This is a genomic window from Variovorax sp. PvP013 (assembly GCF_050435945.1).
Classification (GTDB): Bacteria; Pseudomonadota; Gammaproteobacteria; order Burkholderiales; family Burkholderiaceae_C; genus Variovorax.
Window position 1 is genome coordinate 703,423 of the sequence record NZ_JBNDLF010000001.1, and the last position, 25,732, is coordinate 729,154.

At 69.6% G+C, this 25,732-nt stretch carries 25 protein-coding genes; 17 read left to right on the plus strand and 8 right to left on the minus strand.

From position 1 onward, the window contains the following. Positions 1-84 precede the first annotated feature (84 nt). Together ABID77_RS03390 and ABID77_RS03395 are read left to right on the plus strand one after the other, a co-directional pair. Complete coding sequence (locus tag ABID77_RS03390) at positions 85-1,221, plus strand: iron-containing alcohol dehydrogenase (protein ID WP_429590865.1); 1,137 nt, start codon at positions 85-87, stop codon at positions 1,219-1,221. 49 nt (positions 1,222-1,270) lie between these two features. Then, positions 1,271-2,203, plus strand: a complete 933-nt coding sequence (locus ABID77_RS03395; protein WP_429590869.1) for an alpha/beta hydrolase — start codon at positions 1,271-1,273, stop codon at positions 2,201-2,203. A gap of 39 nt (positions 2,204-2,242) precedes the next feature. Here ABID77_RS03395 and sbcB read toward each other — a convergent pair whose 3' ends face one another. The 5 genes from sbcB to icd all read right to left on the minus strand — a co-directional run bounded on the left by sbcB (position 2,243) and on the right by icd (position 9,476). Beyond that, complete coding sequence (gene sbcB / locus ABID77_RS03400) at positions 2,243-3,688, minus strand: exodeoxyribonuclease I (RefSeq protein ID WP_429590872.1); 1,446 nt, start codon at positions 3,686-3,688, stop codon at positions 2,243-2,245. A 32-nt stretch (positions 3,689-3,720) separates the two neighbouring features. After that, positions 3,721-5,169, minus strand: a complete 1,449-nt coding sequence (cls, locus tag ABID77_RS03405) for a cardiolipin synthase (RefSeq protein WP_429590875.1) — start codon at positions 5,167-5,169, stop codon at positions 3,721-3,723. A 116-nt stretch (positions 5,170-5,285) separates the two neighbouring features. Then, on the minus strand, positions 5,286-7,607 hold the full coding sequence (gene clpA / locus ABID77_RS03410; protein ID WP_429590878.1) for an ATP-dependent Clp protease ATP-binding subunit ClpA: 2,322 nt from the start codon (positions 7,605-7,607) through the stop codon (positions 5,286-5,288). A gap of 81 nt (positions 7,608-7,688) precedes the next feature. Next, entirely contained in the window at positions 7,689-8,048 is a 360-nt protein-coding gene (gene clpS / locus ABID77_RS03415; protein WP_429590881.1) for an ATP-dependent Clp protease adapter ClpS, read from the minus strand. A 168-nt stretch (positions 8,049-8,216) separates the two neighbouring features. Further along, on the minus strand, positions 8,217-9,476 hold the full coding sequence (gene icd, locus ABID77_RS03420) for an NADP-dependent isocitrate dehydrogenase (protein WP_429590884.1): 1,260 nt from the start codon (positions 9,474-9,476) through the stop codon (positions 8,217-8,219). Between the two features lie 161 nt (positions 9,477-9,637). Between icd and ABID77_RS03425 the strand changes: the two genes are divergently transcribed. Further along, the gene (locus ABID77_RS03425) at positions 9,638-10,093 is read left to right on the plus strand and encodes a DUF192 domain-containing protein (RefSeq protein ID WP_429590887.1); all 456 of its coding nucleotides are present in this window, start codon (positions 9,638-9,640) and stop codon (positions 10,091-10,093) included. A 102-nt stretch (positions 10,094-10,195) separates the two neighbouring features. On the opposite strand, the gene ABID77_RS03430 is transcribed toward ABID77_RS03425, so the two are convergent. Together ABID77_RS03430 and xseA are read right to left on the minus strand one after the other, a co-directional pair. Then, a complete protein-coding gene (locus tag ABID77_RS03430; protein ID WP_429590890.1) occupies positions 10,196-10,777 on the minus strand; it encodes a superoxide dismutase in 582 nt (193 codons plus the stop codon). A gap of 80 nt (positions 10,778-10,857) precedes the next feature. Further along, positions 10,858-12,159 (minus strand): exodeoxyribonuclease VII large subunit, encoded by a 1,302-nt coding sequence (gene xseA, locus ABID77_RS03435; protein ID WP_429590893.1) that lies wholly within the window; start codon positions 12,157-12,159, stop codon positions 10,858-10,860. A gap of 300 nt (positions 12,160-12,459) precedes the next feature. Between xseA and ABID77_RS03440 the strand changes: the two genes are divergently transcribed. From ABID77_RS03440 to adk, 6 genes are all read left to right on the plus strand, one after another. After that, positions 12,460-13,089: a MotA/TolQ/ExbB proton channel family protein gene (locus ABID77_RS03440; protein ID WP_429590895.1), complete on the plus strand. Its 630-nt coding sequence runs from the start codon at positions 12,460-12,462 to the stop codon at positions 13,087-13,089. A gap of 19 nt (positions 13,090-13,108) precedes the next feature. Next, complete coding sequence (locus ABID77_RS03445) at positions 13,109-13,531, plus strand: ExbD/TolR family protein (RefSeq protein WP_429593262.1); 423 nt, start codon at positions 13,109-13,111, stop codon at positions 13,529-13,531. Between the two features lies 1 nt (position 13,532). Further along, positions 13,533-14,543: a tetraacyldisaccharide 4'-kinase gene (gene lpxK, locus ABID77_RS03450; RefSeq protein ID WP_429590898.1), complete on the plus strand. Its 1,011-nt coding sequence runs from the start codon at positions 13,533-13,535 to the stop codon at positions 14,541-14,543. Then, positions 14,524-14,706, plus strand: coding sequence for a Trm112 family protein (locus ABID77_RS03455; protein ID WP_429590901.1), 183 nt, complete (start codon positions 14,524-14,526; stop codon positions 14,704-14,706). The genes lpxK and ABID77_RS03455 overlap by 20 nt, the downstream gene beginning before the upstream one ends. Before the next feature lie 5 nt (positions 14,707-14,711). Beyond that, positions 14,712-15,482: a 3-deoxy-manno-octulosonate cytidylyltransferase gene (kdsB, locus tag ABID77_RS03460; protein WP_429590904.1), complete on the plus strand. Its 771-nt coding sequence runs from the start codon at positions 14,712-14,714 to the stop codon at positions 15,480-15,482. Positions 15,483-15,623: 141 nt separating this feature from the next. Then, positions 15,624-16,280 (plus strand): adenylate kinase, encoded by a 657-nt coding sequence (gene adk, locus ABID77_RS03465; protein WP_429590907.1) that lies wholly within the window; start codon positions 15,624-15,626, stop codon positions 16,278-16,280. Between the two features lie 84 nt (positions 16,281-16,364). Here adk and ABID77_RS03470 read toward each other — a convergent pair whose 3' ends face one another. Next, a complete protein-coding gene (locus ABID77_RS03470; RefSeq protein ID WP_429590910.1) occupies positions 16,365-17,390 on the minus strand; it encodes an asparaginase in 1,026 nt (341 codons plus the stop codon). A 72-nt stretch (positions 17,391-17,462) separates the two neighbouring features. Between ABID77_RS03470 and lexA the strand changes: the two genes are divergently transcribed. The 8 genes from lexA to ABID77_RS03510 all read left to right on the plus strand — a co-directional run bounded on the left by lexA (position 17,463) and on the right by ABID77_RS03510 (position 25,662). Continuing rightward, positions 17,463-18,137 carry a transcriptional repressor LexA gene (gene lexA / locus ABID77_RS03475; protein ID WP_429590913.1) on the plus strand — a complete coding sequence of 225 codons (675 nt, stop codon included), beginning with the start codon at positions 17,463-17,465 and terminating at the stop codon, positions 18,135-18,137. A gap of 133 nt (positions 18,138-18,270) precedes the next feature. Next, on the plus strand, positions 18,271-18,630 hold the full coding sequence (locus tag ABID77_RS03480; protein ID WP_429590916.1) for a hypothetical protein: 360 nt from the start codon (positions 18,271-18,273) through the stop codon (positions 18,628-18,630). Between the two features lie 95 nt (positions 18,631-18,725). Further along, positions 18,726-19,733: a D-2-hydroxyacid dehydrogenase family protein gene (locus ABID77_RS03485; RefSeq protein WP_429590919.1), complete on the plus strand. Its 1,008-nt coding sequence runs from the start codon at positions 18,726-18,728 to the stop codon at positions 19,731-19,733. Between the two features lie 86 nt (positions 19,734-19,819). Continuing rightward, a complete protein-coding gene (locus ABID77_RS03490) occupies positions 19,820-21,655 on the plus strand; it encodes an ABC transporter ATP-binding protein (protein ID WP_429590922.1) in 1,836 nt (611 codons plus the stop codon). 59 nt (positions 21,656-21,714) lie between these two features. Further along, positions 21,715-21,855 carry a hypothetical protein gene (locus tag ABID77_RS03495; protein WP_429590925.1) on the plus strand — a complete coding sequence of 47 codons (141 nt, stop codon included), beginning with the start codon at positions 21,715-21,717 and terminating at the stop codon, positions 21,853-21,855. A gap of 90 nt (positions 21,856-21,945) precedes the next feature. Then, complete coding sequence (locus ABID77_RS03500; RefSeq protein WP_429590928.1) at positions 21,946-23,388, plus strand: DUF2868 domain-containing protein; 1,443 nt, start codon at positions 21,946-21,948, stop codon at positions 23,386-23,388. Next, positions 23,385-24,935, plus strand: coding sequence for a GTPase/DUF3482 domain-containing protein (locus tag ABID77_RS03505; RefSeq protein ID WP_429590931.1), 1,551 nt, complete (start codon positions 23,385-23,387; stop codon positions 24,933-24,935). The genes ABID77_RS03500 and ABID77_RS03505 overlap by 4 nt, the downstream gene beginning before the upstream one ends. Positions 24,936-25,014: 79 nt before the next feature. Further along, positions 25,015-25,662 (plus strand): CDP-alcohol phosphatidyltransferase family protein, encoded by a 648-nt coding sequence (locus tag ABID77_RS03510; protein ID WP_429590934.1) that lies wholly within the window; start codon positions 25,015-25,017, stop codon positions 25,660-25,662. Positions 25,663-25,732: the final 70 nt, after the last annotated feature.

Genomic DNA, 25,732 nt, shown 5'->3' on the forward strand with positions numbered 1-25,732 from the left:
GCCGGGCTCCGTTGGCTAGATTGGGGGCCGCGCATCGTACCGCCCGCCTCCGCTCCTCTCCCCCTCAGACACCCATCTCCCGACATGGCCCTCATCCAGTACCTGACCCAGATCCAGTTCGAATTCGGCGCCATCCGCCTGCTCGGTGCCGAATGCACCCGGCTGGGCATCACGCGTCCCCTGATCGTCACCGACGCCGGCGTGCGCGCGGCCGGCGTGTTGCAGCGGGCGCTCGACGCCCTGGGCGATCTGGAAGCCACGGTGTTCGACCAGACGCCCTCCAACCCGACCGAGGCCGCTGTGCGCGCCGCCGTCGAGGCCTACCGGCAGGGCCGCTGCGACGGCCTGATCGCCGTCGGCGGCGGCTCCGCCATCGACTGCGCCAAGGGCGTGGCCATCGCCGCCACGCACGAGGGGCCGCTCAAGACCTACGCCACCATCGAGGGCGGCTCGCCCAGGATCACCGAGAACGTGGCCCCGCTGATCGCCGTGCCCACCACCAGCGGCACCGGCAGCGAGGTCGCACGCGGCGCCATCCTCATCGTGGACGACCACCGCAAGCTGGGCTTCCACAGCTGGTCGCTGATGCCCAAGGTGGCGATCTGCGACCCCGAGCTCACCCTCGGCCTCCCGCCCCGGCTCACCGCCGCCACCGGCATGGACGCCATCGCGCACTGCATGGAGACCTTCATGTCGGCCGCCTTCAATCCGCCGGCCGACGGCATCGCACTCGACGGCCTGGAACGCGCTTGGAGCCACATCGAGCGCGCCACCAAGGACGGCACGGATCGCGAGGCGCGCCTGAACCTGATGAGCGCCTCGATGCAGGGCGCCATGGCGTTCCAGAAGGGCCTGGGCTGCGTGCATTCGCTCAGCCACAGCCTGGGCGGCGTCGACCCGCGCCTGCACCACGGCACGCTCAACGCGCTGTTCCTGCCCGCCGTGATCGCCTTCAACGCCGGCGCCGAGTCGGTCAAGAAGGACCGCCGCCTGCAGCGCATGGCCGGCGCGATGAACCTGGATTCGGCCGGCGACATCGGCGAGGCGATCCGCGACATGGGCGCGCGGCTGGGCCTGCCCGCCGGCCTGGCCGAGGTCGGCGTCACGCCGGCGGTCTTCGAGCAAGTCATCGACGGCGCGATGGCCGACCACTGCCACAAGACCAATCCCCGCCTGGCCACGCGCGAGGACTACCGGGCGATGCTGGAAGCGGCGCTGTAGGCCACGCGCTCTCGAGGGAGCCGATACGCGGATGGACCAGGATGGCCCGATGTCGAATTCCGGCCATCCACGCGACCGCGCGCCTTCGACGGCCCTGCGCCGTCGTCGGATGCTGTGGTGCATCGTGGTCCTGGTCGTGCTCGGATGCCTGGCACTGGCTGCGCGCCACGCCGTCTTCCTGCTGGTCGAGCGCGAAGCCTTCGTCACGCCGCCGGCCGGCCACCTCACGCCCGACCGCTTCGGCGCGCCGTCGCGGCAGCTGACCTTCGCCAGCGGCGACCGCACCCTGCGCGCCAGCTTCGTCGCGGTGTCCCGCCCCGAGGCGCCCGCGCTGCTGATCTTCCACGGCGACGAAGAGGACATCTCTCGCTGGGCCGCCGCGCAGGCGCGTCTGTATGAAGCCGGCGTGTCGTCCTTCGTCTTCGACTACAGCGGCTATGGCGGCAGCACCGGCCGGCCCGGTGTGGCGCGGCTCGCCCAGGACGCGCACGCCGCGCACGCGCAGTTCGTCGCCCTGACGCCGCGGGCCTCGTCGCACCATGCGCTGGGCTTCTCGCTCGGCTCGGCCGTTCTGATCGACGTCGCCGAGCATCTCCGGCCCCGGCTCGACGGGTTGGTGATCGCCGCCGGTTTCGCCTCCGCCCGCGAGATGGCCGTGGCGACCGGACTGGTCGCGCCCTGGGCCGCCTGGGTGTTGCCCGACCTGTGGAACAGCGAGAAGCGCCTGGCCGACGTCGCATTGCCGCTGCTGATCGTCCATGGCCGCGACGACGAGGTGGTGCCGCTCGCGCAGGCCCTGCGGCTCTGCGAGGCCGCACGGCGCCCGCGCCGCCTGGTGGTACTGGACGATCTCCCGCACGACGCACCGCTCGATCCGACGGTCTCCACGGCGTTCTGGGACGTGGTCGCCGACGCCGTGGCGAGCGGTCGCCTGGCCGATCCCGCCGCAGACCCGTCCACCTGCCGTTCCCGCGACCGCTGAAGCCGCCGGATCCGTCGTCGTTCCGGCGCCCGCGTCGGCCTAGATCGACGGCGCGATCGCCTCGGCGTACTCGTACAGCAGCCCCAACAGTTCCTCGACGCGCTCGTCGGCGTTCTCGGACAGCGTGTCGATCTCGGCGAAGAACTGGTCGACGTTGCGCGCGCCGCCCTCACCTTCGAGCAGCTTCGCGGCACGGTGCGCCTCCCAGCGCTCGGCGTCCTCGCTCGACAGCGTCTCCGGGAAGTTGCGCGCGCGGTAGCGGAACACCAGCTCGGCCAGGCGCGGATCGTCGAAGCCCCCCCGGTCCAGCGCCAGTTCGGCCGGCGTCAGGGCGCGCAGGCGCACCAGGCGGCGCCGGTCGGCATCGCCGACGAAACCGCCGTAGAGATCCTCGTCAACGTCCGGCGCGCCCTCCGCCTTCGGCCGCTCGAACACCTGCGGCCACAGGGCGCTCATGTCGGGCAGGCCGGCGGCGCGCTCGGCGTTGGCCAGGGCGGCGGCCATGTCGATCCCCCAGCACTGCGCCATCGCGGGCGTGAGCGTCTTCAGGTTGCCCACCACCATCGGCGACTTGTTCAGGTGCACGCTCTTGATCGGCAGGCGCACGACGCCCTCAGGCAGCTCGGCGGCGCGCGTGAAGATGCGCTGGCGCAGGGTGGCGACGTCGAGGTCGATCAGCTCCGACGGGTCGTGCGCCAGGTCCCAGGCGATGACCTCGTTGCGGTTGGTCGGGTGGGCGGCGAGCGGCCACATCACGGCCAGGCAGCCGCGCTCGGGCGGGAACATGCCCGAGACGTGCAGGAAGGGTTTGGTCGCGCCGACCGCCGCCGGCAGGCCCATCTCGCTGGCGACGCGGTCCTTGCGATGCAGACCGAAGGCGAAATCGAACAGGCGCGGCTGCTTCTCCTTGATCAGGCGCGCGAGCGCGACGGTGGCGCGCACGTCGGAGAGCGCGTCGTGCGCGGCCTCGTGCGCCAGACCGTTGGCGCGCGTCAGGTCGCCGAGCTTGAAGCTGGGACGTCCGTCCTCCTTCTTGGGCCACTGGATGCCATCGGGGCGCAGGGCATGGGTCAGCCGGACGACGTCGAGCAGGTCCCAGCGGCCGCAGTCGTTCTGCCATTCGCGCGCATAGGGCTCGATCAGGTTGCGCCAGAACAGGAAGCGCGTGACCTCGTCGTCGAAGCGGATCGTGTTGTACCCCACGCCGATGGTGCCGGGCTCGGCGAAGGCCCGCTCGATGCGCGCGGCGAACGCGTGCTCGGGCACACCGCGCTCGAGCGCCACCTGCGGCGTGATGCCGGTGATCAGGCAGGCCTCGGGACTGGGCAGGTAGTCCGGCGCCGGACGGCAATAGAGCATCAGCGGTTCGCCGATCTCGTTGAGGTCGGCGTCGGTGCGGATGGCGGCGAACTGCGAGGGCCGGTCGCGGCGCGGCACGGCGCCGAAGGTTTCGTAGTCGTGCCAGAGGAAGGTGTGGGCGGGCATGGGGTTGTCGTTCGATCCTGCGATCGGAAGCGTCAGAGAAGGGGCGAGGTCAGCCGGGCGAGCGAATCGCCCAGCCGGCGCACGAAGGGTTGCCGGCGGTTGGCCTGCACCGGTGAGGAATTGCGCAGGTCGGTCCTGAACTGGTGCTCCAGCGCCTCGGCCAGCGCCGGCCCGTAGACCACGGCCATGACCTCGAAGTTGAGACGGAAACTGCGGTTGTCGAAGTTGGCCGTGCCGACCATCGCGCAGTGGTCGTCGACCACCAGCGTCTTGGAGTGGAGCATGCGGGCCTTGTACTCCCAGACCTTGACGCCGGCGGCCATCAGTTCGTCGTAGTAGGAGCGCGCCGCGGCGCTGACGATCAGGGAGTCGCTGCGGCGCGGCACCAGCAGCCGCACGTCGACGCCGCGCAATGCCGCGCTGGTCAGCGCCATCAGCGCCGGCTCGCCCGGCACGAAGTACGGCGTGGTCAGCCAGGCGCGGTGGCTGGCCGAATGGATCGCGGCGACGTGCATGCGGTGGATCGCCTCCAGCGGCGTGTCGGGCCCGCTGGTGACGATCTGCGTGGCGATGTCGCCGGCCTGGCTCGGCGGCATCATCCGCGCGATCGACTCGTCCACCATCTGATGGACGTTCTCGCCGGTGGCATAGCTCCAGTCCTCCAGGAAGGTCGCCTGCAGCCAGCGCACCGCGCTGCCCTCGATGCGCAGGTGCACGTCGTGGTAGGCGTCGGGGCGCGTGCGGCGGTCCTCGTCGTCGGTGATGTTGACGCCGCCGGTGAAACCCACCAGCCCGTCGCACACCACGATCTTGCGGTGGGTGCGGTAGTTGGTCACCGGCCGCAGCCGGCGTCCGATGCGGGTGTCGTGGAACAGCGCGACGTGAATGCCGGCCTCGTGCATCGGCGCCATGAACCGCCGGCCCAGGCGCTTGGAGCCCAGCGCGTCGACCAGCAGTCGCACCGCCACGCCGGCCTTCGCGCGTTCGACCAGCAGGTCACGCAGGGCCGTGCCGATGCGGTCGGGCTCGAAGATGTAGTACTCCAGATGCACGTGGTCCCGGGCGGCGCGGACGGCGTCGAAGATCGCGTCGAAGGTGCGCGAGCCGCCCGAGAGCAGGTCGACCCGCACCGCGCTCGACAACGGGATGCCGCACGACGCGGTGCCCAGCTCGGCGAGCTGGCGCAGCGCGGGCGGCGCACCCTCGGCCGCCTGGCGCAGCTTGGCGACGTCCGCCGGCGCCTGCGCCTTGGCCCGGCTGCGCACGCGCCGCAGCCGCTGCTTGCGAAGGCGCTGCGGTCCCAGGAAGTAGTAGATGACGAAGCCGGCGAACGGCAGCAATGCCAGCGACAGGATCCAGCTCATCGTCGAGACCGGCGCGCGCTTCTGCATGACGATCCAGATCGACAGCACGGCGATGTAGCCGCTCCACGCGAAGGACAGGCCGGTGCGCCATTCGGCGCTGATTTCGGGAAGGATCAAGATGCGGATGCGATCGGGACGGAAGAATCGGACGGCCGAAAAAAAAGCCGGTAGCGCGATGCTACCGGCCTTCCGCAGCGCTCCTTCGAGAGCACCGATCGGCACGAGCCCCGAGGTCAGCCCGTGGCGGCTTCCTCGGCCTCGGGCTTGGCCCGGCCTTCCTTCTTCGGCAGCGGCTGGATGTCCAGCTGCACCTCGCCCTTGTCGTCCAGGTCCACCGTGAGGCGGCCGCCGTCCTGCAGGCGTCCGAACAGCAGTTCGTCGGCCAGCGCGCGACGGATCGTGTCCTGAATCAGGCGCTGCATCGGGCGCGCACCCATGAGCGGATCGAATCCCTTCTTCGCCAGATGCTTGCGCAAGGCGTCGGTGAAGGTGACGTCGACCTTCTTCTCGGCGAGCTGCGTCTCCAGCTGCAGCAGGAACTTGTCGACCACCCGCAGGATGACCGTCTCGTCCAGCGCCTTGAAGCTCACGGTCGCGTCCAGGCGGTTGCGGAACTCGGGCGTGAACAGGCGCTTGATGTCGGCCATCTCGTCGCCCGACTCGCGCGGGTTGGTGAAGCCGATGGTCGCCTTGTTCATGGTCTCGGCACCCGCGTTGGTCGTCATGATGATGATGACGTTGCGGAAGTCGGCCTTGCGCCCGTTGTTGTCCGTCAGCGTGCCGTGGTCCATGACCTGCAGCAGCACGTTGAAGATGTCCGGATGCGCCTTCTCGATCTCGTCGAGCAGCAGCACCGCGTGCGGCTTCTTCGTCACGGCCTCGGTCAGCAGGCCACCCTGGTCGAAACCGACGTAGCCCGGAGGCGCGCCGATCAGGCGGCTGACCGCGTGGCGCTCCATGTACTCCGACATGTCGAAGCGCATCAGCTCGATGCCCATGATGTAGGCGAGTTGCTTGGCCGCTTCGGTCTTGCCGACACCGGTCGGGCCGCTGAACAGGAACGAGCCGATCGGCTTGTCGCCCTTGCCCAGGCCCGAGCGCGCCATCTTGACGGCCGAGGCCAGCACTTCCAGCGCCTTGTCCTGGCCGAACACCACGCTCTTGAGGTCGCGCTCCAGCGTCTGCAGCTTGCCGCGGTCGTCGTTGCTGACGTTGGCCGGGGGAATGCGCGCGATCTTGGCGACGATCTCCTCGACCTCGGTCTTGCTGATCGTCTTCTTGCGCTTGCTCGGCGCCAGGATGCGCTGGGCCGCGCCGGCCTCGTCGATGACGTCGATCGCCTTGTCGGGCAGGTGCCGGTCGTTGATGTACTTGGCGCTTAGCTCGGCGGCGGCCTGCAGCGCGGCGACCGCGTACTTCACACCGTGGTGCTCCTCGAAGCGGCTCTTGAGGCCCTTCAGGATATCGACCGTCTCCTGCACCGTCGGCTCGACCACGTCGACCTTCTGGAAACGCCGCGACAGGGCCGCGTCCTTCTCGAAGATGCCGCGGTACTCGGTGAAGGTGGTCGCGCCGATGCACTTGAGCTGGCCGCTCGAGAGCGCCGGCTTGAGCAGGTTGGATGCGTCCAAGGTGCCGCCCGAGGCGGCGCCAGCGCCGATCAGCGTGTGGATCTCGTCGATGAACAGCACCGCGTTGGGCTTGTCCTTGAGCGACTTGAGCACGCCCTTCAGGCGTTGCTCGAAGTCGCCGCGGTACTTGGTGCCCGCCAGCAGCGCGCCCATGTCGAGCGAGTAGACGATCGCCTCGGCCAGGATCTCGGGCACGTCGCCCTGCGTGATGCGCCAGGCCAGGCCCTCGGCGATGGCGGTCTTGCCGACGCCGGCCTCGCCCACGAGCAGCGGATTGTTCTTGCGCCGACGGCACAGGATCTGGATCACGCGCTCGACCTCGTACTCGCGGCCGATGAGCGGATCGATCTTGCCGTCCTTGGCCATCTGGTTGAGGTTCTGCGTGAACTGCTCGAGCGGAGACGATTTCTCGTTCTTCTCGCCACCGCCTTCTTCGCCTTCGTTGGAAGACGACTCGGCCGCGCCCTTGGCGGCCTCGGGCGGATCGCTCTTCTTGATGCCGTGGGCGATGAAGTTCACCACGTCCAGGCGCGTGACTCCCTGCTGGTGGAGGTAGTAGACGGCGTGCGAATCCTTCTCGCCGAAGATCGCGACCAGCACGTTGGCACCGGTCACTTCCTTCTTGCCGTTGCCCGTGGACTGCACGTGCATGATGGCGCGCTGGATCACGCGCTGGAACCCGAGGGTCGGCTGGGTGTCGACGTCGTCGGTCCCGGCCACCTGGGGCGTGTTGTCCTTGATGAAATTGGTGAGCGACGACCGCAGGTCGTCGACGTTGGCGGAGCACGCGCGGAGGACTTCCGCTGCGCTCGGGTTGTCCAGCAAAGCGAGCAGCAGGTGCTCGACGGTGATGAACTCGTGACGCTGCTGCCGGGCCTCGACGAAGGCCATGTGCAAGCTGACTTCCAGTTCCTGGGCAATCATGAGATTTCCTTTTGCCTTGCTGTAAATAACTTCTGAGAACTTTTCGGATATGGGTCGACCCGCACCGAAATCAAGCCTTGTTCAGCCGACGGGTTCGCTGACGCACTGCAGCGGGTGTCCGGCTTGGTGCGCGGCCTCCATCACTTGGTTGACCTTAGTGGCGGCGAGATCGCGGGAATAGACCCCGCAGACGCCGCGGCCGTCGAGATGGATCTTCAGCATGATCTGCGTCGCCGTCTCGCGGTCCTTGCTGAAGAATTCCTGCAACACCACGATCACGAATTCCATCGGCGTGAAGTCGTCATTCAACATGACGACCTGAAACATCTGCGGAGGCGCGGTCTTCAGTGGACGACGCTCCAGGACGACCGAGTCGCCATCTCCCTTGCCCGGCTTCTGCACTGACGGCGTGGGGGGATTCGTGGGGTTTCTGGTTGCCATGAAAATCATTCTATCGAGCCCTGTCGCGCCCTGTGGGAAGCCTGGGAAGTGGAGACGCGGCAGCAGGAATCAACCAGGCCGAACGAAAAAGCCCCAGCACATGTCGTGCCGGGGCCCTCGGAATTCCGGCGCGATCCGGCCGAGCCGAAGCACGCGCGTACTTAGTGATTACATGTTGGCGATCATGACGTCGCCGAAACCCGAGCAGCTGACCTGGACCGCCCCTTCCATGAGCCGGGCGAAGTCGTAGGTCACGCGCTTGCTGGCGATGGCCTTCTCCAGCGACGCGATGATCAGGTCGGCGGCCTCGGTCCAGCCCATGTGGCGCAGCATCATCTCGGCCGAGAGGATCTCGGAGCCGGGGTTGACGTAGTCCTTGCCGGCGTACTTCGGCGCCGAACCGTGCGTGGCCTCGAACATCGCGACCGTGTCGCTCAGGTTGCCGCCCGGCGCGATGCCGATGCCGCCGACCTGCGCGGCCAGGGCGTCGGAGATGTAGTCGCCGTTGAGGTTGAGCGTGGCGACCACCGAGTACTCCGCCGGGCGCAGCAGGATCTGCTGCAGGAAGGCGTCGGCGATGCTGTCCTTGATGGTGATGTCGCGCCCCGTCCTGGGGTTCGTCACCTTCATCCAGGGACCACCGTCGATCGGCTCGCCGCCGAACTCCTTCGCGGCCAGGGCGTAGCCCCATTCGCGGAAGGCGCCCTCGGTGTATTTCATGATGTTGCCCTTGTGCACGATCGTGACGCTGGGCTTGTCGTTGTCGATGGCGTACTGGATCGCCTTGCGCATCAGGCGCTCGGTGCCCTCCTGCGACACCGGCTTGATGCCGATGCCCGAGGTGGCCGGAAAGCGGATCTTGCGCACGCCGAACTCGTCCCGTAGGAACGCGATGAGCTTCTTCGCCTTGTCGCTGCCGGCCTCGAACTCGATGCCGGCGTAGATGTCCTCGGAGTTCTCACGGAAGATCGCCATGTCGATCTTCTCGGGCTGCTTCACCGGCGAGGGCACGCCGGCGAAATAGCGCACCGGACGCAGGCAGACGTAGAGGTCGAGTTCCTGGCGCAGCGCGACGTTGAGCGAGCGGATGCCGCCGCCCACCGGCGTGGTCATCGGCCCCTTGATCGAGATCACGTAGTCGCGCACGGCGTGCAGCGTCTCCTCCGGCAGCCAGACGTCGGGACCGTAGACGCGGGTCGCCTTCTCGCCGCCGTAGACCTCCATCCAGTGGATCTTCCGGCGTCCGTCGTAGGCCTTGGCGACGGCGGCATCGACGACCTTGAGCATCACGGGCGTGATGTCGGCGCCGGTCCCGTCGCCCTCGATGTACGGGATCACCGGCTCGTCGGGCACGTTGAGCGAGTTGTCGGCGTTGACCGTGATCTTCCGGCCTTCGGCGGGAACCTGGATGTGCTGGTAGCTGGACATTGGGAATTGGGACGGGAGGCGACGGGAGGGAAAAAGGCGGCCGATGCCCGAGCGTTGTGACGGGCCGACCGCGAGCCGCGGAATTCTAGGGCCGCGAAAGGGTCGACACTGCTACAAAGCGCACTCCCGCCACCGCTCCATCGCTCTCGAAAGTGACCCCCATGTTCCCGCGCCTCGCCGTTTCCCTCGCCCTCGCCTGTGCCGCCCTCTCGAACGCCAGCGCCCAGGATGCCCAGCTCGACCTGCCGCGCACCCGGCTGACGGCCGGCATGTACCAGATCGACGCCCAGGTCGCGGCCACGCCGCGCCAGCGCGAGATCGGCCTGATGAACCGTCGGGAGATGCCCCAGGCCGAGGGCATGCTGTTCGTCTTCGAGCAGCCGGCCACGCAATGCTTCTGGATGAAGAACACGCTGTTGCCGCTGACGGCCGCCTTCGTCGCCGACGACGGCCGCATCGTCAACCTGGTCGACATGCAACCCCAGACCCTGGACTCGCACTGCTCGAAGGAGCCCGTGCGCTACGTGCTGGAGATGAATCAGGGCTGGTTCGAACGCAAGAACCTGCGCAGCGGCACGAAGCTCGGCGGCCGGCCGTTCGACGGCGCGCAACGCTGACGTCACCGCCGGCCGACGCACCGTCGCCATGGAAAAAGCCGGCCCGGAAGCCGGCTCTCAGGCCGATGCGCGATGGCGCACATCCGACGCCGAAGGCGTCGGTCAGGCGAAGTTCTTCTGGGCGAATTCCCAGTTCACCAGCTTGCCGAGGAAGGTCTCGACGAACTTCGGGCGCAGGTTGCGGTAGTCGATGTAGTAGGCGTGCTCCCAGACGTCGATGGTCAGCAGCGCCGTGTCGCCGGTGGTCAGCGGCGTGCCGGCCGCGCCGGTGTTGACGATGTCGACGGAGCCGTCGGCCTTCTTGACCAGCCAGGTCCAGCCGGAGCCGAAGTTGCCGACGGCCGACTTCGCGAAGGCTTCCTTGAAGGCGTCGTACGACCCCCACTTGGCATCGATGGCCTGGGCCAGCGCGCCGCTCGGCGCACCACCGCCCTGGGGCTTCATGCAGTTCCAGAAGAAGGTGTGGTTCCAGATCTGGGCGGCGTTGTTGTAGATGCCGCCGCTGGACTTCCGGACGATGTCCTCCAGGGGCATGGCTTCGAATTCGGTGCCCTTCTGGAGATTGTTCAGGTTGACGACGTAGGCGTTGTGGTGCTTGCCGTAGTGGTACTCGAGCGTCTCCTTCGAATAGTCGGGCGCCAGGGCGTCCATCGCGTACGGCAATGGCGGAAGGGTGTGTTCCATGCTTTTTTCCTCGTGGGTTGATTCGTGTTCGTGTGAATCCCGCAATCGCTGCGATTGCCGAGACGTCCGGATTCTAGGAATCAATCGCCGTCCGGCGACACGGGCCGCGACCGCGCCGGACCGGCGACCGTCAGCGGCAGTTCGCCGTCGGCCAGGCGCGCGGACACGGCCTCGCCCGGCGCGACCTGCCTCACGCTCGTGATGGCGCATCCTTCGCCGTCGGCGAGCCAGGCGTAGCCGCGCTGCAGGACGTGCGCCGGGTCGAGCAGCCGCAGCCGCGCGGCCACCCGCTCCAGGCGGTCGCGGCGTCGACCCGTGTCGGTGGCGAGTGCCGCCGGCAGCGCTGCGCGCAGGGCCTGCTCGCGCAGCGCGAGCCGCATGCGCTGGGCGGCCACGGCGTGGCTCAGCCGCTGGGCCTCGTGCGCCAGATGCAGCTGCTGGCGCACCGCCGCCTGGGAGGGCCGTCCCAGGCGCGCGGCGGCGAGGTCCAGCCGCTGGCCGAGCGTGTCCAGGCGCGTGTCGACGCCATCGGCCAGCCGGCGTCCGATCAGGTCCAGCGCACCGAGCCAGGTCTCGCGCGGCGCAGCGACCAGTTCGGCCGCCGCCGTCGGCGTGGGCGCACGCAGGTCGGCGACGAAATCCGCGATCGTGAAGTCGGTCTCGTGGCCGACGCCGCTGACCACCGGCACCGGACTGCGTGCGATCGTGTGCGCCAGCGCCTCGTCGTTGAAGGCCCACAGGTCCTCGATCGAGCCGCCGCCGCGCACCAGCAGGATCGCATCGACCGGCGGATCGAGCGCGTAAAGCGCCTCGAGTGCGGCCACCAACGCGACTGGGGCGCCGCCGCCCTGGACCGCCGCCGGCGCGATCACCACCCGGACGTGCGGCACCCGCCGGCGCAATGCCGTAACGACGTCGTGCAGCGCCGCGGCACCCAGCGAGGTCACGAGCCCGACCGCGTGCGGCATCGGCGGCAGGGCCCGCTTGCGAGCCGGATCGAACAGGCCCTGCGCCTCCAGGCGCGCCTTGCGCTGCAGGAACTGCTCGAACAACGCGCCCTGCCCGGCCCGGGACAGGCTCTCGACGATCAGCTGCAGATCGCCGCGCGGCTCGTAGACCGCCAGGCGGCCGCGCACCTCGACCTGGTCGCCCTCGCGTGGCGTGAAGTCGAGCAGGCTGGCCGCGCGCCGGAACATCGCACAGCGCAGTTGCCCGCTCGCGTCCTTCAGCGAGAAGTAGCAGTGCCCGCTGGTGGCGCGCGAAAAGCCCGAGATCTCGCCACGCACGCCGACCGGGTTGAACCGGGCGTCGAGCGCATCCGCCACCGCGTGGCACAGCGCGCCGACGTCCCAGACACGGGGGTTCGGAGGACGCGCGCTCACGACGCTGCTCCGGCGGAAAAGCCGACTCTTCCACAATCCCTCGACGGGCGCGGAAGGGCGGACGGAGACACGCGGGAATCGCCCGGGTTGTCGTGCAACTTGTTGATTCGATTGGGAAAAGTGGTGCTCAAAATTCGTTCGACCTAAGGCGAGCCCCGGCCGGCGGGCCTCGGAGCGACTTTCAAGCGTACTTGCTCACAAAGTTATCCACAGATTCTGTGTGCCAAAGTTGGCGTTTTCGGATGCCGGGGTGCGGTCGGCACGGCGGTCATAATCGCCGCGCATTGGGAGGGACCCGTCTTGTTTTCCATCATAGTTGCCGCCGGCTGGCCGATCTGGCCCCTGCTGGCCTGTTCGATCCTGGGGCTCGCGCTGGTCATCGAGCGCTTCATGAGCCTGCAGCGCGCGCGCGTCGTGCCCTCCAGACTGCTCGACGACGCCATCACGGCTTCGCGCAACGGCGTTCCGGGGCCGGAGGTGGTCGCCAAGCTGGAACGCAGCTCGGCCCTCGGGCAGGTGCTGGCGGCCGGCTTCCGGGCCCTGGTCAGCGACCCGCACTGCACCGACGACGACCTGCGCGCGACCATGGAAGCCGCCGGCCGGCGCGTCGCGCACCAGCTCGAACGCTGGCTGCCGGCACTCGCCACCATCGCCTCCGCCGCGCCGCTGCTGGGACTGCTGGGCACGGTCATCGGCATGATCGAGATCTTCGGCTCGCAGTCGGGTGCGGGCGGCATGGGATCGGGCAATCCGGCCCAGCTCGCGCAGGGCATCTCCATCGCGCTCTACAACACCGCCTTCGGCCTGATGGTGGCCATTCCGACATTGATGTTCTGGCGCTACTTCCGCACCCGGGTCGACGGCTACCTGCTGCAGCTGGAACTGGCCGGCGAACGCTTCGCCCGCCACCTCGGCACGCTGCGGACCTGAGGCCATGACGCGCCCACGCATGCAGTTCCGCCGCGCGTCCCGCGACGAACCGGAGATCAACCTGATCCCGTTCATCGACGTGCTGCTGGTGGTGCTGATCTTCCTGATGCTGTCGACCACCTACAGCCGCTTCACGGAGATCCAGCTGCGCCTGCCCGTGGCCGACACCGAGACCCGGCGCGAGCAGCCACGGCAGGTCGTCGTCGCCGTGGCCGCCGACGGGCGCTACCTGATCGGCAAGGCGCCGCTGGCCGAGTCCGGCGTGGCCGCCCTGGCCACCGCGATCGGCGCGGCGGCGGACGGGCCGGACAGCGTGGTCGTCATCGACGCCGACGAGCGATCCACTCACCAATCCGTCGTCCGTGTGATGGAGGCCGCGCGCCGCGCCGGGCTGACGCATGTGACCTTCGCCGCGCGTTCGTCGAACGCACCGGGCGGCTGAGGTGGCGCTGCGGCACGTGTGGTCGCGGCGCGGCGCCGCGGCCTGGGCGCTGCGGCCGGTGGCATGGCTGTTCGGCGTCCTCGCCGCGCTGCGACGCGCGTTCTTCGCCCTGGGCTGGCTCCAACGCGAAGGCGTGCCGGTGCCGGTCGTCGTCGTCGGCAACGTGGTGGCCGGCGGCGCCGGCAAGACGCCGGTCGTGATGGCCATCGCGCGGCATTTCCAGGCGCGCGGCATGACCGTGGGCATCGTCTCCCGGGGCCATGGCCGCAGCACCGACGACTGCCGCGAGGTACACGACGACAGCGACCCGCGCGAGGTCGGCGACGAACCGGCGCTGCTGCGGCGCGCCACCGGGGCGCCGGTCTTCGTCGCGCGTCGGCGCGTGGAGGCGGCGCGCGCCCTGCTGGCACGGCATCCCGGCGTGCGGTTGATCGTCAGCGACGACGGCCTGCAACACCTGGCGCTGCGCCGCGACGTGGAGATCTGCGTCTTCGACGATCGCGGCGTCGGCAACGGCTGGCTGCTGCCGGCCGGACCCTTGCGCGAACCCTGGCCGCGCGCGTGCGACCTCGTGCTGCACACCGGCGGACGGGCCGACACGTCGGCCGCCCGCGCCATCCCCGGTTTCGGCGCGCGTCGCGCCCTGGCCGACCACGCGCTGCGCGGCGACGGCACCACCGTGCCGCTGGCCGATCTGCGCGACCTGCCGCTGGTGGCGGTCGCCGCCATCGCCAAGCCGGAGAGATTCTTCTCGATGCTGCGCGAGCGGGGACTGGAGCCCATGGCGTGCATGGCCCTCCCCGACCACGACGACTTCGCCGGCTGGACGCCGCCGGTATCCATCACCGGTGCGGCGCCACCGACCGTCGTCTGCACCGAGAAGGACGCCGTCAAGCTGTGGCGCCGGTGGCCTGCTGCGTTGGCCGTGCCGCTGGTATTCGAACCCGAGCCGGCCTTCTTCGAGGCACTGGACGCGAAGCTATCATCGGTCGATGGATTCCAAGCTGCTTGAACTGCTCGTCTGCCCCGTGACCAAGGGACCGCTGACCTGGGACGCCGCGAGGCAGGAGCTGGCATCGCGCAGCGCGCGCCTGGCCTACCCCGTGCGCGACGGCATCCCGGTGCTGCTCGAGAACGAGGCCCGCCCGCTGTCCGACGACGAACTCGGGCTCTGACGCCGGTGACGCCCTTCGTCGTCCTGATCCCGGCCCGGCTCGCCTCCACCCGGCTGCCCGACAAGCCGCTCGCCGATCTCGCCGGCGTGCCGATGGTGGTGCGCGTCGCGCAACGCGCCCGCCTTTCGCAGGCCCGCCGCGTCGTCGTCGCGGCGGACAGCCCGCGCATCGTCGAGGCCTGCGAGACGCACGGCGTGGAGGCACTGCTCACACGCGACGACCATCCGAGCGGCAGCGACCGCCTGGCCGAAGCCTGCGCCCGACTCGCCCTGGACGACGACGAGATCGTGGTGAACGTGCAGGGCGACGAGCCGTTGATCGATCCGGCGCTGGTCGACGCCGTGGCGGCAACCCTGCGGTCCGACACCGACGTCGCCATGAGCACAGCCGCGCACGCCATCGACTCGCTGGAGGATTTCCTCAATCCGAACGTCGTGAAGGCGGTGCTCGATGCGCGGGGCCACGCGCTCTATTTCAGCCGCGCGCCGATTCCCTGGTGGCGCGATGGCGCAAAGGACGCGGCAGGGCTGCGCGCCCTGCCCACTTCACCCGCGCCGTTGCGACACATCGGGATCTACGGCTACCGGGCCGGCTTCGTGCGCCGATTTCCGACTCTGGCACCGGCACCGGTGGAAGCCACCGAAGCCCTGGAGCAACTGCGTGCGCTTTGGCATGGATTCCGCATCGCTGTGCATGTGAGCGAATTGCGCCCCGGTCCGGGCGTCGACACACCGGAAGACCTCGTCCGCGTGCGCGCCTTGATCGAACGGGCTTGATCTTCGGAGACGGTCGACGGCGAGTGTCGATGTCGGGAATTCACTGATGTTGACGCATGTTATTCTCAAGATAACCTGCCTTGTGGAATCAATAAGTATTCACGGGGCGAAAAAGAATTCCAAAAAACGTCCGAGGACACCATGAGACTCATTTTGTTGGGCGCCCCCGGCGCGGGCAAAGGCACGCAGGCCGCCTTCATCTGCCGTCAATTTTCGATTCCGCAGATCTCCACCGGCGACATGTTGCGTGCGGCGGTCAAGGCCGGGACGCCACTGGGCCGCGAGGCCGCGGCCGTCATGGCCTCGGGCGCGCTCGTCAGCGACGATCTGATCATCAACTTGGTGAAGGAACGCCTGGCGCTGCCCGATTGCGCGAACGGCTTCCTGTTCGACGGCTTTCCCCGTACCCTGCCCCAGGCCGACGCCATGCGCAGCGCCGGCGTCAAACTGGACTACGTGCTGGAGATCGACGTGCCCTTCGGCGACATCATCGAGCGCATGAGCGGACGCCGCTCGCATCCCGCATCGGGCCGCACCTACCACGTCAAGTTCAACCCGCCGAAAGTCGAAGGCAAGGACGACGTCACCGGCGAGGACCTGATCCAGCGCGACGACGACCACGAGGACACGGTCCGCAAGCGACTCGACGTCTACAGCCAGCAGACCCGTCCCCTGGTCGACTACTACTCGCAATGGGCGCAAAACGAACCGGACGCCGCGCCCAAGTACCGCGCCATCAGCGGCGTCGGCACCGTGGACGAGATCACGCAGCGCGCGCTGGCGGCCCTGAGCGACTGACCCCCGGATCGCCGGGAGCGCATGACCCGGCGATCGAACGCACACGCGGCGGATCGATGGCGACGAGGTCGTCGTCGATCGCCGTCACGCGTCCCTCGAACCGATCAACTCCAGCAACAACGCGATCCGCGCCTTGACGGGCGTGAGATCGTTCGCGCTGCGCAGCCGAGCGGATTCGCCCGGCACTGCCTCTTCCTCTCCGGGCGGGCTCACGATCCGCCCGCCGGCGCAGCGCGTGGCCCGCAGCACGGCGATCCCTGCTGCCTGCGCCCGCAATGCCGCAGCCTGCAGATCCCGATGGACGGTGCCGTTGCCGGTCGAGGCGACGACCAGACCGTGCAGCCGGTCGGCGGGAGCCCCCATCGCGTTCTCGCGCACCAACAGATCGACGAGTCGGCCGTCGGTCCCGGCATGGCTGGTCACGATCTCCACGCGCGGCCAATTCGCGGGCGGCATCCGGGCCATCGCCTCGAAACGCCGTCGCGCGGCGTCCCGATCGGATTCCGGCCAGTCACGCAGCCGGCGCAGCACCTCCTCCTCCACGTATCCGAGCACTCCTGCATCGCCGGAATCGAACGCATCGAGCCGGTAGGTCTGCACCTTGCGCACGTCGTGGGCACCGTGCACGGCGCCGGCGGCGACCGCGCACACGCCCCGCGCGCCCGGCGTGGCGGCCACGGCGATCGCGTCGCGAAGGTTCTGCGGACCATCGGGCGCCAACGCGGTCGACGGGCGCATGGCGCTGACCAGCACGATCGGCTTCATCGGCGCCAGGACGCATTGCAGGAAAAAGGCGGTCTCCTCCAGCGTGTCGGTGCCGTGCGTGACAACGACGCCGACCACGTCCGCCTCGGCCAGCCAGGCGGCGCAACGCAGCGCCAGCGTCTGCCACGTCGCCGCATCCATGTCCTTGCTGTCGAGCTGCGCGATCTGTTCGGTGACCAGCACCACGCCTGGCGGCGCGTCGATGCCGTGGAGCATGTCCGCGACGCCGATCTGTCCAGCGACATAGCCGACGTTGTCGCCCGTGGCGGACGCCTTGCCGGCGATGGTGCCGCCAGTGCCGAGCACCACGATGCGCGACCTTCGGTTCAGAGGGTTGTCGACCATGTCTTGCAAACTTTCAAAAACTGTTCAAAAATACAGATACTGGATGTCCAGACAGTACCGCAAGGAGCTTCCATGCCATTTCCCATCAAGCTTACAACCCGGCAGCAGCAGATCCTCGACCTGATCAGCGCGGCCATCGCCCGCACGGGGGCGCCGCCCACACGGGCGGAGATCGCGGCCGAGCTGGGATTCCGTTCCGCCAACGCAGCCGAAGAGCACCTTCAGGCCCTGGCGCGCAAGGGCGCCATCGAACTCGTCAGCGGCACGTCGCGCGGCATCCGCCTCAAGGGCGACGCCCTGCGTTCGCTGAACGCATCGCGCAACAACCAGTTCTCGTTGGCATTGCCCGGCACCTCCCAGCTGCCGCTGCCGCTGGTCGGCCGCGTGGCGGCGGGCTCGCCCATCCTGGCGCAGGAACACGTCGAACAGACCTACTACGTCGAGCGGACCATGTTCCAACACCAGCCCGACTACCTCCTGAAGGTGCGCGGCATGTCGATGCGCGACGCCGGCATCATGGACGGCGACCTGCTGGCGGTGCAGTCCACGCGCGAGGCCCGCAACGGGCAGATCGTGGTGGCGCGTCTGGGCGAGGAAGTCACGGTCAAGCGCCTCAAGCGCACCGGCGAAGCCGTCGAGCTGCATGCCGAGAACCCCGACTACCCGACCATCTTCGTGCAGCCGGGCGAGCCCTTCGAGATCGAAGGACTGGCGGTCGGCCTGATCCGCAACACGATGCTCATGTAGCCGGTCCGCGCTCCTGCGGCACGACGGGTGGCGGGCGCTGGGCGCCCGGCCACGGCTCCGTCACGCCCCGACGATCCTGAATCCGCCGGTGTCCGCCACCGTTCGACAACCCCTCAGTCCACTGGAGATCCGCATGGGAATCGCTTTGCTCGCCTTGGTCGACCTGCTCTCGCCGCTGCAGTCCCTCGCCAACCGATGGATGCCGACGCGCCCGTCGAGCCCCGACGACACGGCGCAACCACGTCGCGTTCCGGCACGTCCGCTGCGTGGCCCCCGCGCCGGGGCGGTCGTCGAAGCGGACCGCCTGCCGCCGCACGCCGTCGCGACGCCGCGGCCCCTGCGCGTCGTCCGCACGGTCGACGCCCAGCGCTGCGGCGGCGTGACCGGACGACTGGTGCTGTCGGGCCGGCTGGTCGACGTCTGCGCCGAACTCGACCGGCTCGCGGCCCTGGAAGCCGCCGAACTGTCGCGCAGCGCCGGCACGCTGCACTGAGCGGGACGAGCCGTCGGGCGGGTCGGCACGGGCGGCCGATTCCCTTCGACGGCGCTGGAAATCGCGCTCCGAATGGCGAGGCACAATGACACGCCATGAACATTGTGATCCTCGACGACTACCAGGATGCGGTGCGCAAGCTGCGCTGCGCCGCCAAGCTCGATCCCTACACGGCCAAGGTCTATACCAACACGGTCAAGGGCATCGGCCAGCTCTCGATCCGGCTCAAGGATGCCGACGTGATCGTGCTGACCCGGGAACGGACGCCGATCTCGCGCCAGCTGATCGAGAAGCTGCCCCGGCTCCGGCTGATCTCCCAGACCGGCCGCGCCGGCTCCCACATCGACATCGCCGCCTGCACCGACCACGGCGTCGCGGTGGCCGAGGGCGTCGGATCGCCCCTGGCGCCGGCCGAGCTGACCTGGGCGCTGATCATGTCGGCCATGCGCCGGCTGCCGCAATACATCAGCAACCTCAAGCACGGCGCCTGGCAGCAGTCGGGTTTCAAGTCGGCCTCGATGCCACCGAACTTCGGTCTCGGCTCGGTGCTCAAGGGCAAGACGCTGGGCATCTGGGGCTACGGGCGCATCGGGCAGCTGGTCGCGCGCTACGGGCAGGCCTTCGGGATGCAGGTGGTGATCTGGGGTCGCGAGGCCAGCCGCGAACAGGCGCGCTCCGACGGCTTCCAGGTCGCGCCCAGCCGCGAGGCCTTCTTCGAGACCTCCGACGTGCTGACGGTGCACCTGCGCCTGAACGAGTCCACGCGCGGCATCGTCGGCTTCGACGACCTCTCGCGCATGAAGCCCACCGCGCTATTCGTGAACACCTCGCGCGCCGAGCTGGTCGAGCCCGACGCCCTGCTGACCGCGCTCAATCGCGGCCGGCCGGGCATGGGGGCGGTGGACGTTTTCGAGAGCGAGCCGCCGCTGCAGGGCCATGCGCTGCTGCGCCTTGAAAACTGCATCTGCACGCCGCACCTCGGCTATGTCGAACTCGACAGCTACGAGTCCTACTTCGGTCAGGCCTTCGACAATGTCGTCAACTTCGTGCAGGACAATCCGACGAACATCGTGAATCCCGAAGCGCTGCAGCGACGCCGCTGAAGCGCTCTCGACGTCGCCATCCGGTCTACGGCGGTGGACGGCGGCACCGTCATGGTGGGGGGCACGTCACAGAGAATTCCCCGATCGTGTTCCGTTTCTTCGAGAAGCTCCTTCCCCCCTACCCCGCGGCCGAGCCGGCCGTGCCACCCGCCCGGTTCATCCCCTTCCTCTGGGCCTGCACGCAGGGCACCCGGGGTCTGATCGCGACGATGGGCCTGCTGACGGCCGTCATCGCCGCCTTCGAGGCCTGGCTGTTCGCCATGCTCGGGCGCATCGTCGACTGGCTCGGCAGCCAGTCGCCGGCGCGCCTGTGGGAGGACCGCGGCACGACGCTGACGTGGATCGCCGTCGCGCTGTTCGCCAGCATCTTCGTGGTGGCGCTGCAGACCATCGTCAAGCACCAGGCGCTGGCCATCAACCTGCCGATGCGGCTGCGCTGGAACTTCCACCGCCTGCTGCTCGGCCAGAGCATGGCGTTCTACCAGGACGAGTTCGCCGGCCGCATCACGGCCAAGGTGATGCAGACGGCCATCGCCGTGCGCGACACGATCTTCGTGCTGGCCGACGTGCTGATCGCCATGGTGGTCTACGTCTCGACCATCATCGTGCTGGCCGCCGTGCTCGACCGCCAGCTGATCTGGCCCTTCGCCGTCTGGCTGGTGCTCTATGTCGCGGCGCTGTGGTTCTTCGTGCCGCGGCTGGGCAAGGTCGGCAAGGCGCAGGCCGACGCGCGCGCGCTCATGACCGGTCGCATCACCGACGCCTACACCAACGTCGCCACCGTCAAGCTGTTCTCGCACACGCACCGCGAGGCCGGCTTCGCGCGCGAGGCCATGCAGGAGTTCCAGGTCACCGGCAACGCGCAGATGCGGCTGGTCAGCGCTTTCGAGATCGTCAACCACGCGCTCAGCATGGGCCTGACCGCCGGCATGGCCGGCATGGCGCTGTGGCTGTGGTCGCAGGGCACGGTCGGCGTCGGCGCGGTGGCCGCGGCGACGGCGATGGCGCTGCGGCTGCAGGGCATGTCGCACTGGATCATGTGGGAGATGACCAGCCTGTTCGAGAACATCGGCACGGTCCAGGACGGCGTCAAGACGCTGTCGCAGCCGCGCAGCGTGCTCGACGTGCCGGACGCCCCCACGCTCGCGGTGCCGCGCGGCGAGGTGCGCTTCGAGCACGCGAGCTTCGCCTACGGCAAGGAAGGCGGCCGTCGCATCATCGACGACCTGAACCTCACCGTGCGCCCGGGCGAGAAGATCGGCTTGGTCGGACGCTCCGGCGCGGGCAAGTCGACGCTGGTGAACCTGCTGCTGCGCTTCCACGACCTGGAGAGCGGGCGCATCCTGATCGACGGCCAGGACATCGCCCGCGTCACGCAGGATTCGCTGCGCAAGCACATCGGCATGGTCACGCAGGACACCTCGCTGATGCATCGCTCGGTGGCCGACAACATCGCCTACGGCCGCCCGGACGCGAGCGACGACGAGGTCGAGGCCGCGGCCGAACGCGCCGAGGCGCACGTCTTCATCCGCTCGCTGGGCGACGCCAAGGGCCGCATCGGCTACGACGCGCATGTCGGCGAGCGCGGCGTGAAGCTGTCGGGCGGGCAGCGCCAGCGCATCGCCATCGCACGGGTGATGCTCAAGGACGCGCCGATCCTGCTGCTCGACGAGGCCACCAGCGCGCTCGACTCGGAGGTCGAGGCCGCGATCCAGGCCAGCCTCTACCGCCTCATGGAGGGCAAGACGGTGATCGCCATCGCGCACCGGCTCTCGACCATCGCCGCGATGGACCGCCTCATCGTGCTCGACGAGGGCCGCGTGGTGGAGGAAGGCGACCATGCCTCGCTGCTGGCGCAGAACGGCCTGTATGCGCGCCTGTGGTCGCACCAGAGCGGCGGCTTCCTTGGCGAGGATGCCTGAATACCGATGGTTTAGCGAAGTGACCATTAAGTCGGAAGTCCTACATGGCTCATTGCCCGTTGCCGACAGTCGATTTCCGCGACGATGGGAAGGTCATTCCATCGTCAATCACGAGGAGCGCCTTCATGAATTCAATCATCTACATCGTCGGTCTGGTCGTGGTCGTGGTGGCCGTGCTGTCGTTCTTCGGCCTGCGCTGAACCCTTTCTTTCCAACGTCCTGCATGCCGGGATCGCACGGGGCCGCCATCGCGGCCCCGTTTCGTTTTCCGACGCGTCACTGACGATCACATGGCACCGGACGTCGACTTTTCCATTCCATCGGCACGCCGCGATGCGCTGGTCACCGAGGCCGTCCGGCTCATCGAGGAAACAGGACCGCTCGACGACGACGGCGCCCTGCGCACGGCGTACGCGACGGACGGCACGATGCAGGAACGCATCGCCATGCGCGCCCGGATCCTGGGCCGGCGCATCGGGCTCGACGACGAGATCGACCGCGCGCGGCACTGGGCGCCCTGGATCGCAGCCGCCCTGGTGGTGCTGATCGTGGCGGCCGGCCTGGCGCTGGCCGGCGGCGTCACCGGCGGCGGCGACCGCCGCATCAACGTCATCGCCGCCCTCGTGAGCCTGCTGGGCGTGCATCTCCTCACCCTGATCGCCTGGCTGTTCGGCCTGGTTCTGCCGCTGCGCCTGTCCGACCGCCCGCGCGCGTCGCTGGGCTGGCTGTGGGCGACGCTCACGGCGCGCGTGGCCGGCGGCCGCCAGGGCCAGGCGCCGGTGCTGGTGCGCGCGGCGAGCCGGCTGCTGGCGCGGGCACGGCTGCTGCCCTGGGCGACCGGCATCGCCAGCCACGGCCTCTGGACGCTCTCGTTCGTCGCCGTCCTCGGCGCCATGCTGTTCGCGCTGGCCTTCCATCGCTACACGCTCGACTGGGAGACCACCATCCTCGAGCCCCGCTTCTTCCAGCGCACGGTCGAATTCCTCGGCCACGCGCCGTCGTGGCTGGGTTTTCCGGTGCCCGACGCCGTTGCCGTGCTGGCGCCCCGCACGGACGCCGCCGCGACCGATGCCACCGTGCAGCGCACCTGGGCGCTGTGGCTGGTCGGCTGCATCGTCGTCTACGGCTTGCTGCCGCGCGCGGTGCTGCTGGCCCTGAGTCTGGCGATGTGGCGTGCACGCCGGACCGCCATGGCCCCCGACTTGTCACGGCCCTATTACCGGCGCCTGGCGGCCCGCTTCGAGGCCCTGGCACCGCCCGACATCGTCGATGCCGATCCTGGCAGATCGCCGTCCGCTGCACGGCCATCGCCCGACGGCGCCGCCGTCGGCGACGCGCTCGCCGTGGCGGCGTTCGAACTCGCGCCCGGCCACCCCTGGCCTCCCGCCGACCTGCCCCGGGACGCGACGGCACTGCCCCAGGCCGACGGCGATGCGCGCAGCCGCCGCGCGCTGCTCGACGCCGTCGCCCGCCTGCGGCCGGCCGCGCTGGTGCTGGCAGTCCGCGCGGCATCGAGCCCGGATCGCGGCACCGAACGCCTGTTGCGGGAACTGCTCGCCCACAGCGGCGCCTGCCGCCTGTGGCTGGTGTCCGATGCGTCCGCCGCATCTGCCGACGTCGCGTCGCGCGCCCGCTGGCGGCAGTGGCTGGTCGACACCGGGCTCGACGCCATCGCGGCGAGCGATACGCTGGCCGACGCCCTGACGGCCACGCACCCGGAAACCATCGCATGAATCCGCGTCCGTCGCCCGACACGACCAGCCACGCCGGCACGACCGAGGCCCTGCGCATCGCCGTCGTCGGCCACACCAACGCCGGCAAGACCTCGCTGCTGCGCACGCTGACGCGGCGGGTCGATTTCGGCGCGGTGTCCGATCGCCCCGGCACCACCCGCCACGTCGAGCGCATCGATCTGACGGTCGACGGCCGTGCCGCCGTGCGCTTCCTCGACACACCCGGGCTGGAGGACGCCGTCGCCCTGCGCGAGCACGTCGAGCGCGTCACCCCGGCCGACGGTGCGGCAGCAGGTGCCGCCACCGCCGCGACGCCGCCCGAGCGCATCCGCCGTTTTCTCGACGGTCCCGAGGCCCATGGCGTCTTCGAGCAGGAGGCCAAGGTGCTGCGCACTTTGCTCGACGTCGACGCGGCCTTCCTGGTCATCGACGCGCGCGAACCGGTGCTGCCCAAGTTCCGCGACGAGATCGAGCTGATCCGCTCCTGCGCCCGCCCGGTGCTGCCGGTGCTGAACTTCGTGCGCGCCGCCGACCACCGCGAGCCCGAATGGCGCGCCCTGCTGGCGGCCTACGGCATGCACGCGGTGGTGCGCTTCGACGCCGCCGCGCCCTTCGTCGGCGCCGAGCGCGACCTCTACCAGGACCTGGTCACCCTGCTGCGCGAGCGGCGCGGCCAACTCCAGGGCGTTATCGCCTTCCTGGAGCGCGAAGCCGCCGCACGTCGGACCGCCGCCGGCGAGCGCATCGCCGAGCTGCTGGTCGACGCCGCCGCCATGCGCCGGACGGCCACGGTCGCCGAGTTCGACGACGAGGCACGCCGCGCGCCGCTGCTGGCGACCCTGCGCCGGGACGTGTTCGACAAGGCGCAGCGCTGCGCCACCGACCTGCTGGCGCTGCACGGCTTTCGCGAAGGCGATGCCAGCGAGGCGCCGCTGCCGTTGCTGGAAGGACGCTGGTCGATGGACTTCTTCAGCCCCGAGGCCCTGAAGGACGCCGGCCTGCGCCTGGGCAAGGGCGCCGCGGTGGGCGTGGCCGTCGGCGTGGCGGCCGACCTGGCCGTGGGCGGGCTGTCGCTGGGCGCCGGGGCGGCGCTGGGCGGCGCCATCGGCGGCGCGCTCGCGCAGGGCTGGGGACCGCTCGGCCGCAAGATGGTCAATGCGCTGCGCGACGTGCGCGAACTGAGCGTGGAGGACGGCGCGCTCTACCTGATCGCCGAGTGGCAGGTCGCGCTGGTGCGGGCGCTGGAACGCCGCGGTCACGGCGCCACCGGGCCGGTCGTCGCCGACGCGGCCGACGCGGTCGCGGGCGCACCCGCCACAGGTGGTCCGGGCATGCGCGACATCGCCCTCGCGGTGCGCGCGGCGCGACCGGCGCGCAACCATGCCGACTGGGAATCGAAGGCCGACGGCCCGCGCTGGCGCGCCAGCGCCTCGGCGCAGCGCCAGGCCCTGGTGGCCATCGTGGCCCGGCGCGTCGAGACGGCACTGCGCGGCGCCGATGCGCCGGAGGCACAGGGCGCCCCGGCCGCCGCCGCGACGCCGGCCTGATCGACCTGCGACTACAAGGCCCGGAGCGCGCTTGCGCTAAGGTGACGGCCTTCCTCGTCCACCGGCAATCGATCGCACCATGGCTCCACTTCCTCCCTCGGCCACGCGCCCGGCGCCCCGGCATTTCTCGATGATCCGCGGCTTCCACCTGGCCGACGCCTTCACGCTCGGCAACGCTGCCTGCGGCGTCGGCGCGGTGTTCCTGGCGATGGCCTATGTCGCCAGCCGGTCGACCGAGCTGTTCCTCTGGGCCGCCGCGCTGGCGCCGGCCGCCTTCGTCTTCGACGTCTTCGACGGCCGGGTCGCGCGCTGGCGCCAGACCCATTCGGCGCTCGGGCGCGAACTCGATTCGCTGGCCGACGTGATCTCCTTCGGTGTGGCGCCGGCCGCATTGGCCTTCGCCGCCGGGCTCGACGGCGGCTGGGACTGCGTCGCGCTGATCTACTTCGTCTGCTGCGGCGTCAGCCGGCTCGCGCGCTACAACGTCACGGCCGAGGCGCTGTCCGAGGGCGCCGACAAGGTCAAATACTTCGAGGGCACGCCGATCCCGACCAGCGTCGTGCTGGTGGGCGTCCTGGCCTGGGCCGCCTGGCAGGGCCGCGTCGGCGACGCGATCTGGGGCGGCGCGTGGAGCGTCGGCCCGGCCGTGCTGCATCCGCTGGTGCTGCTGTTCGCGCTCTCCGGCACGCTGATGATCAGCAAGACGCTGCGCATCCCGAAGTTCTGACCGACGGGGTCGCGATCACCTGGCGGCGATGCGGACGATCCGCCGCTCGATGGCGCCGACGAATCCGAAG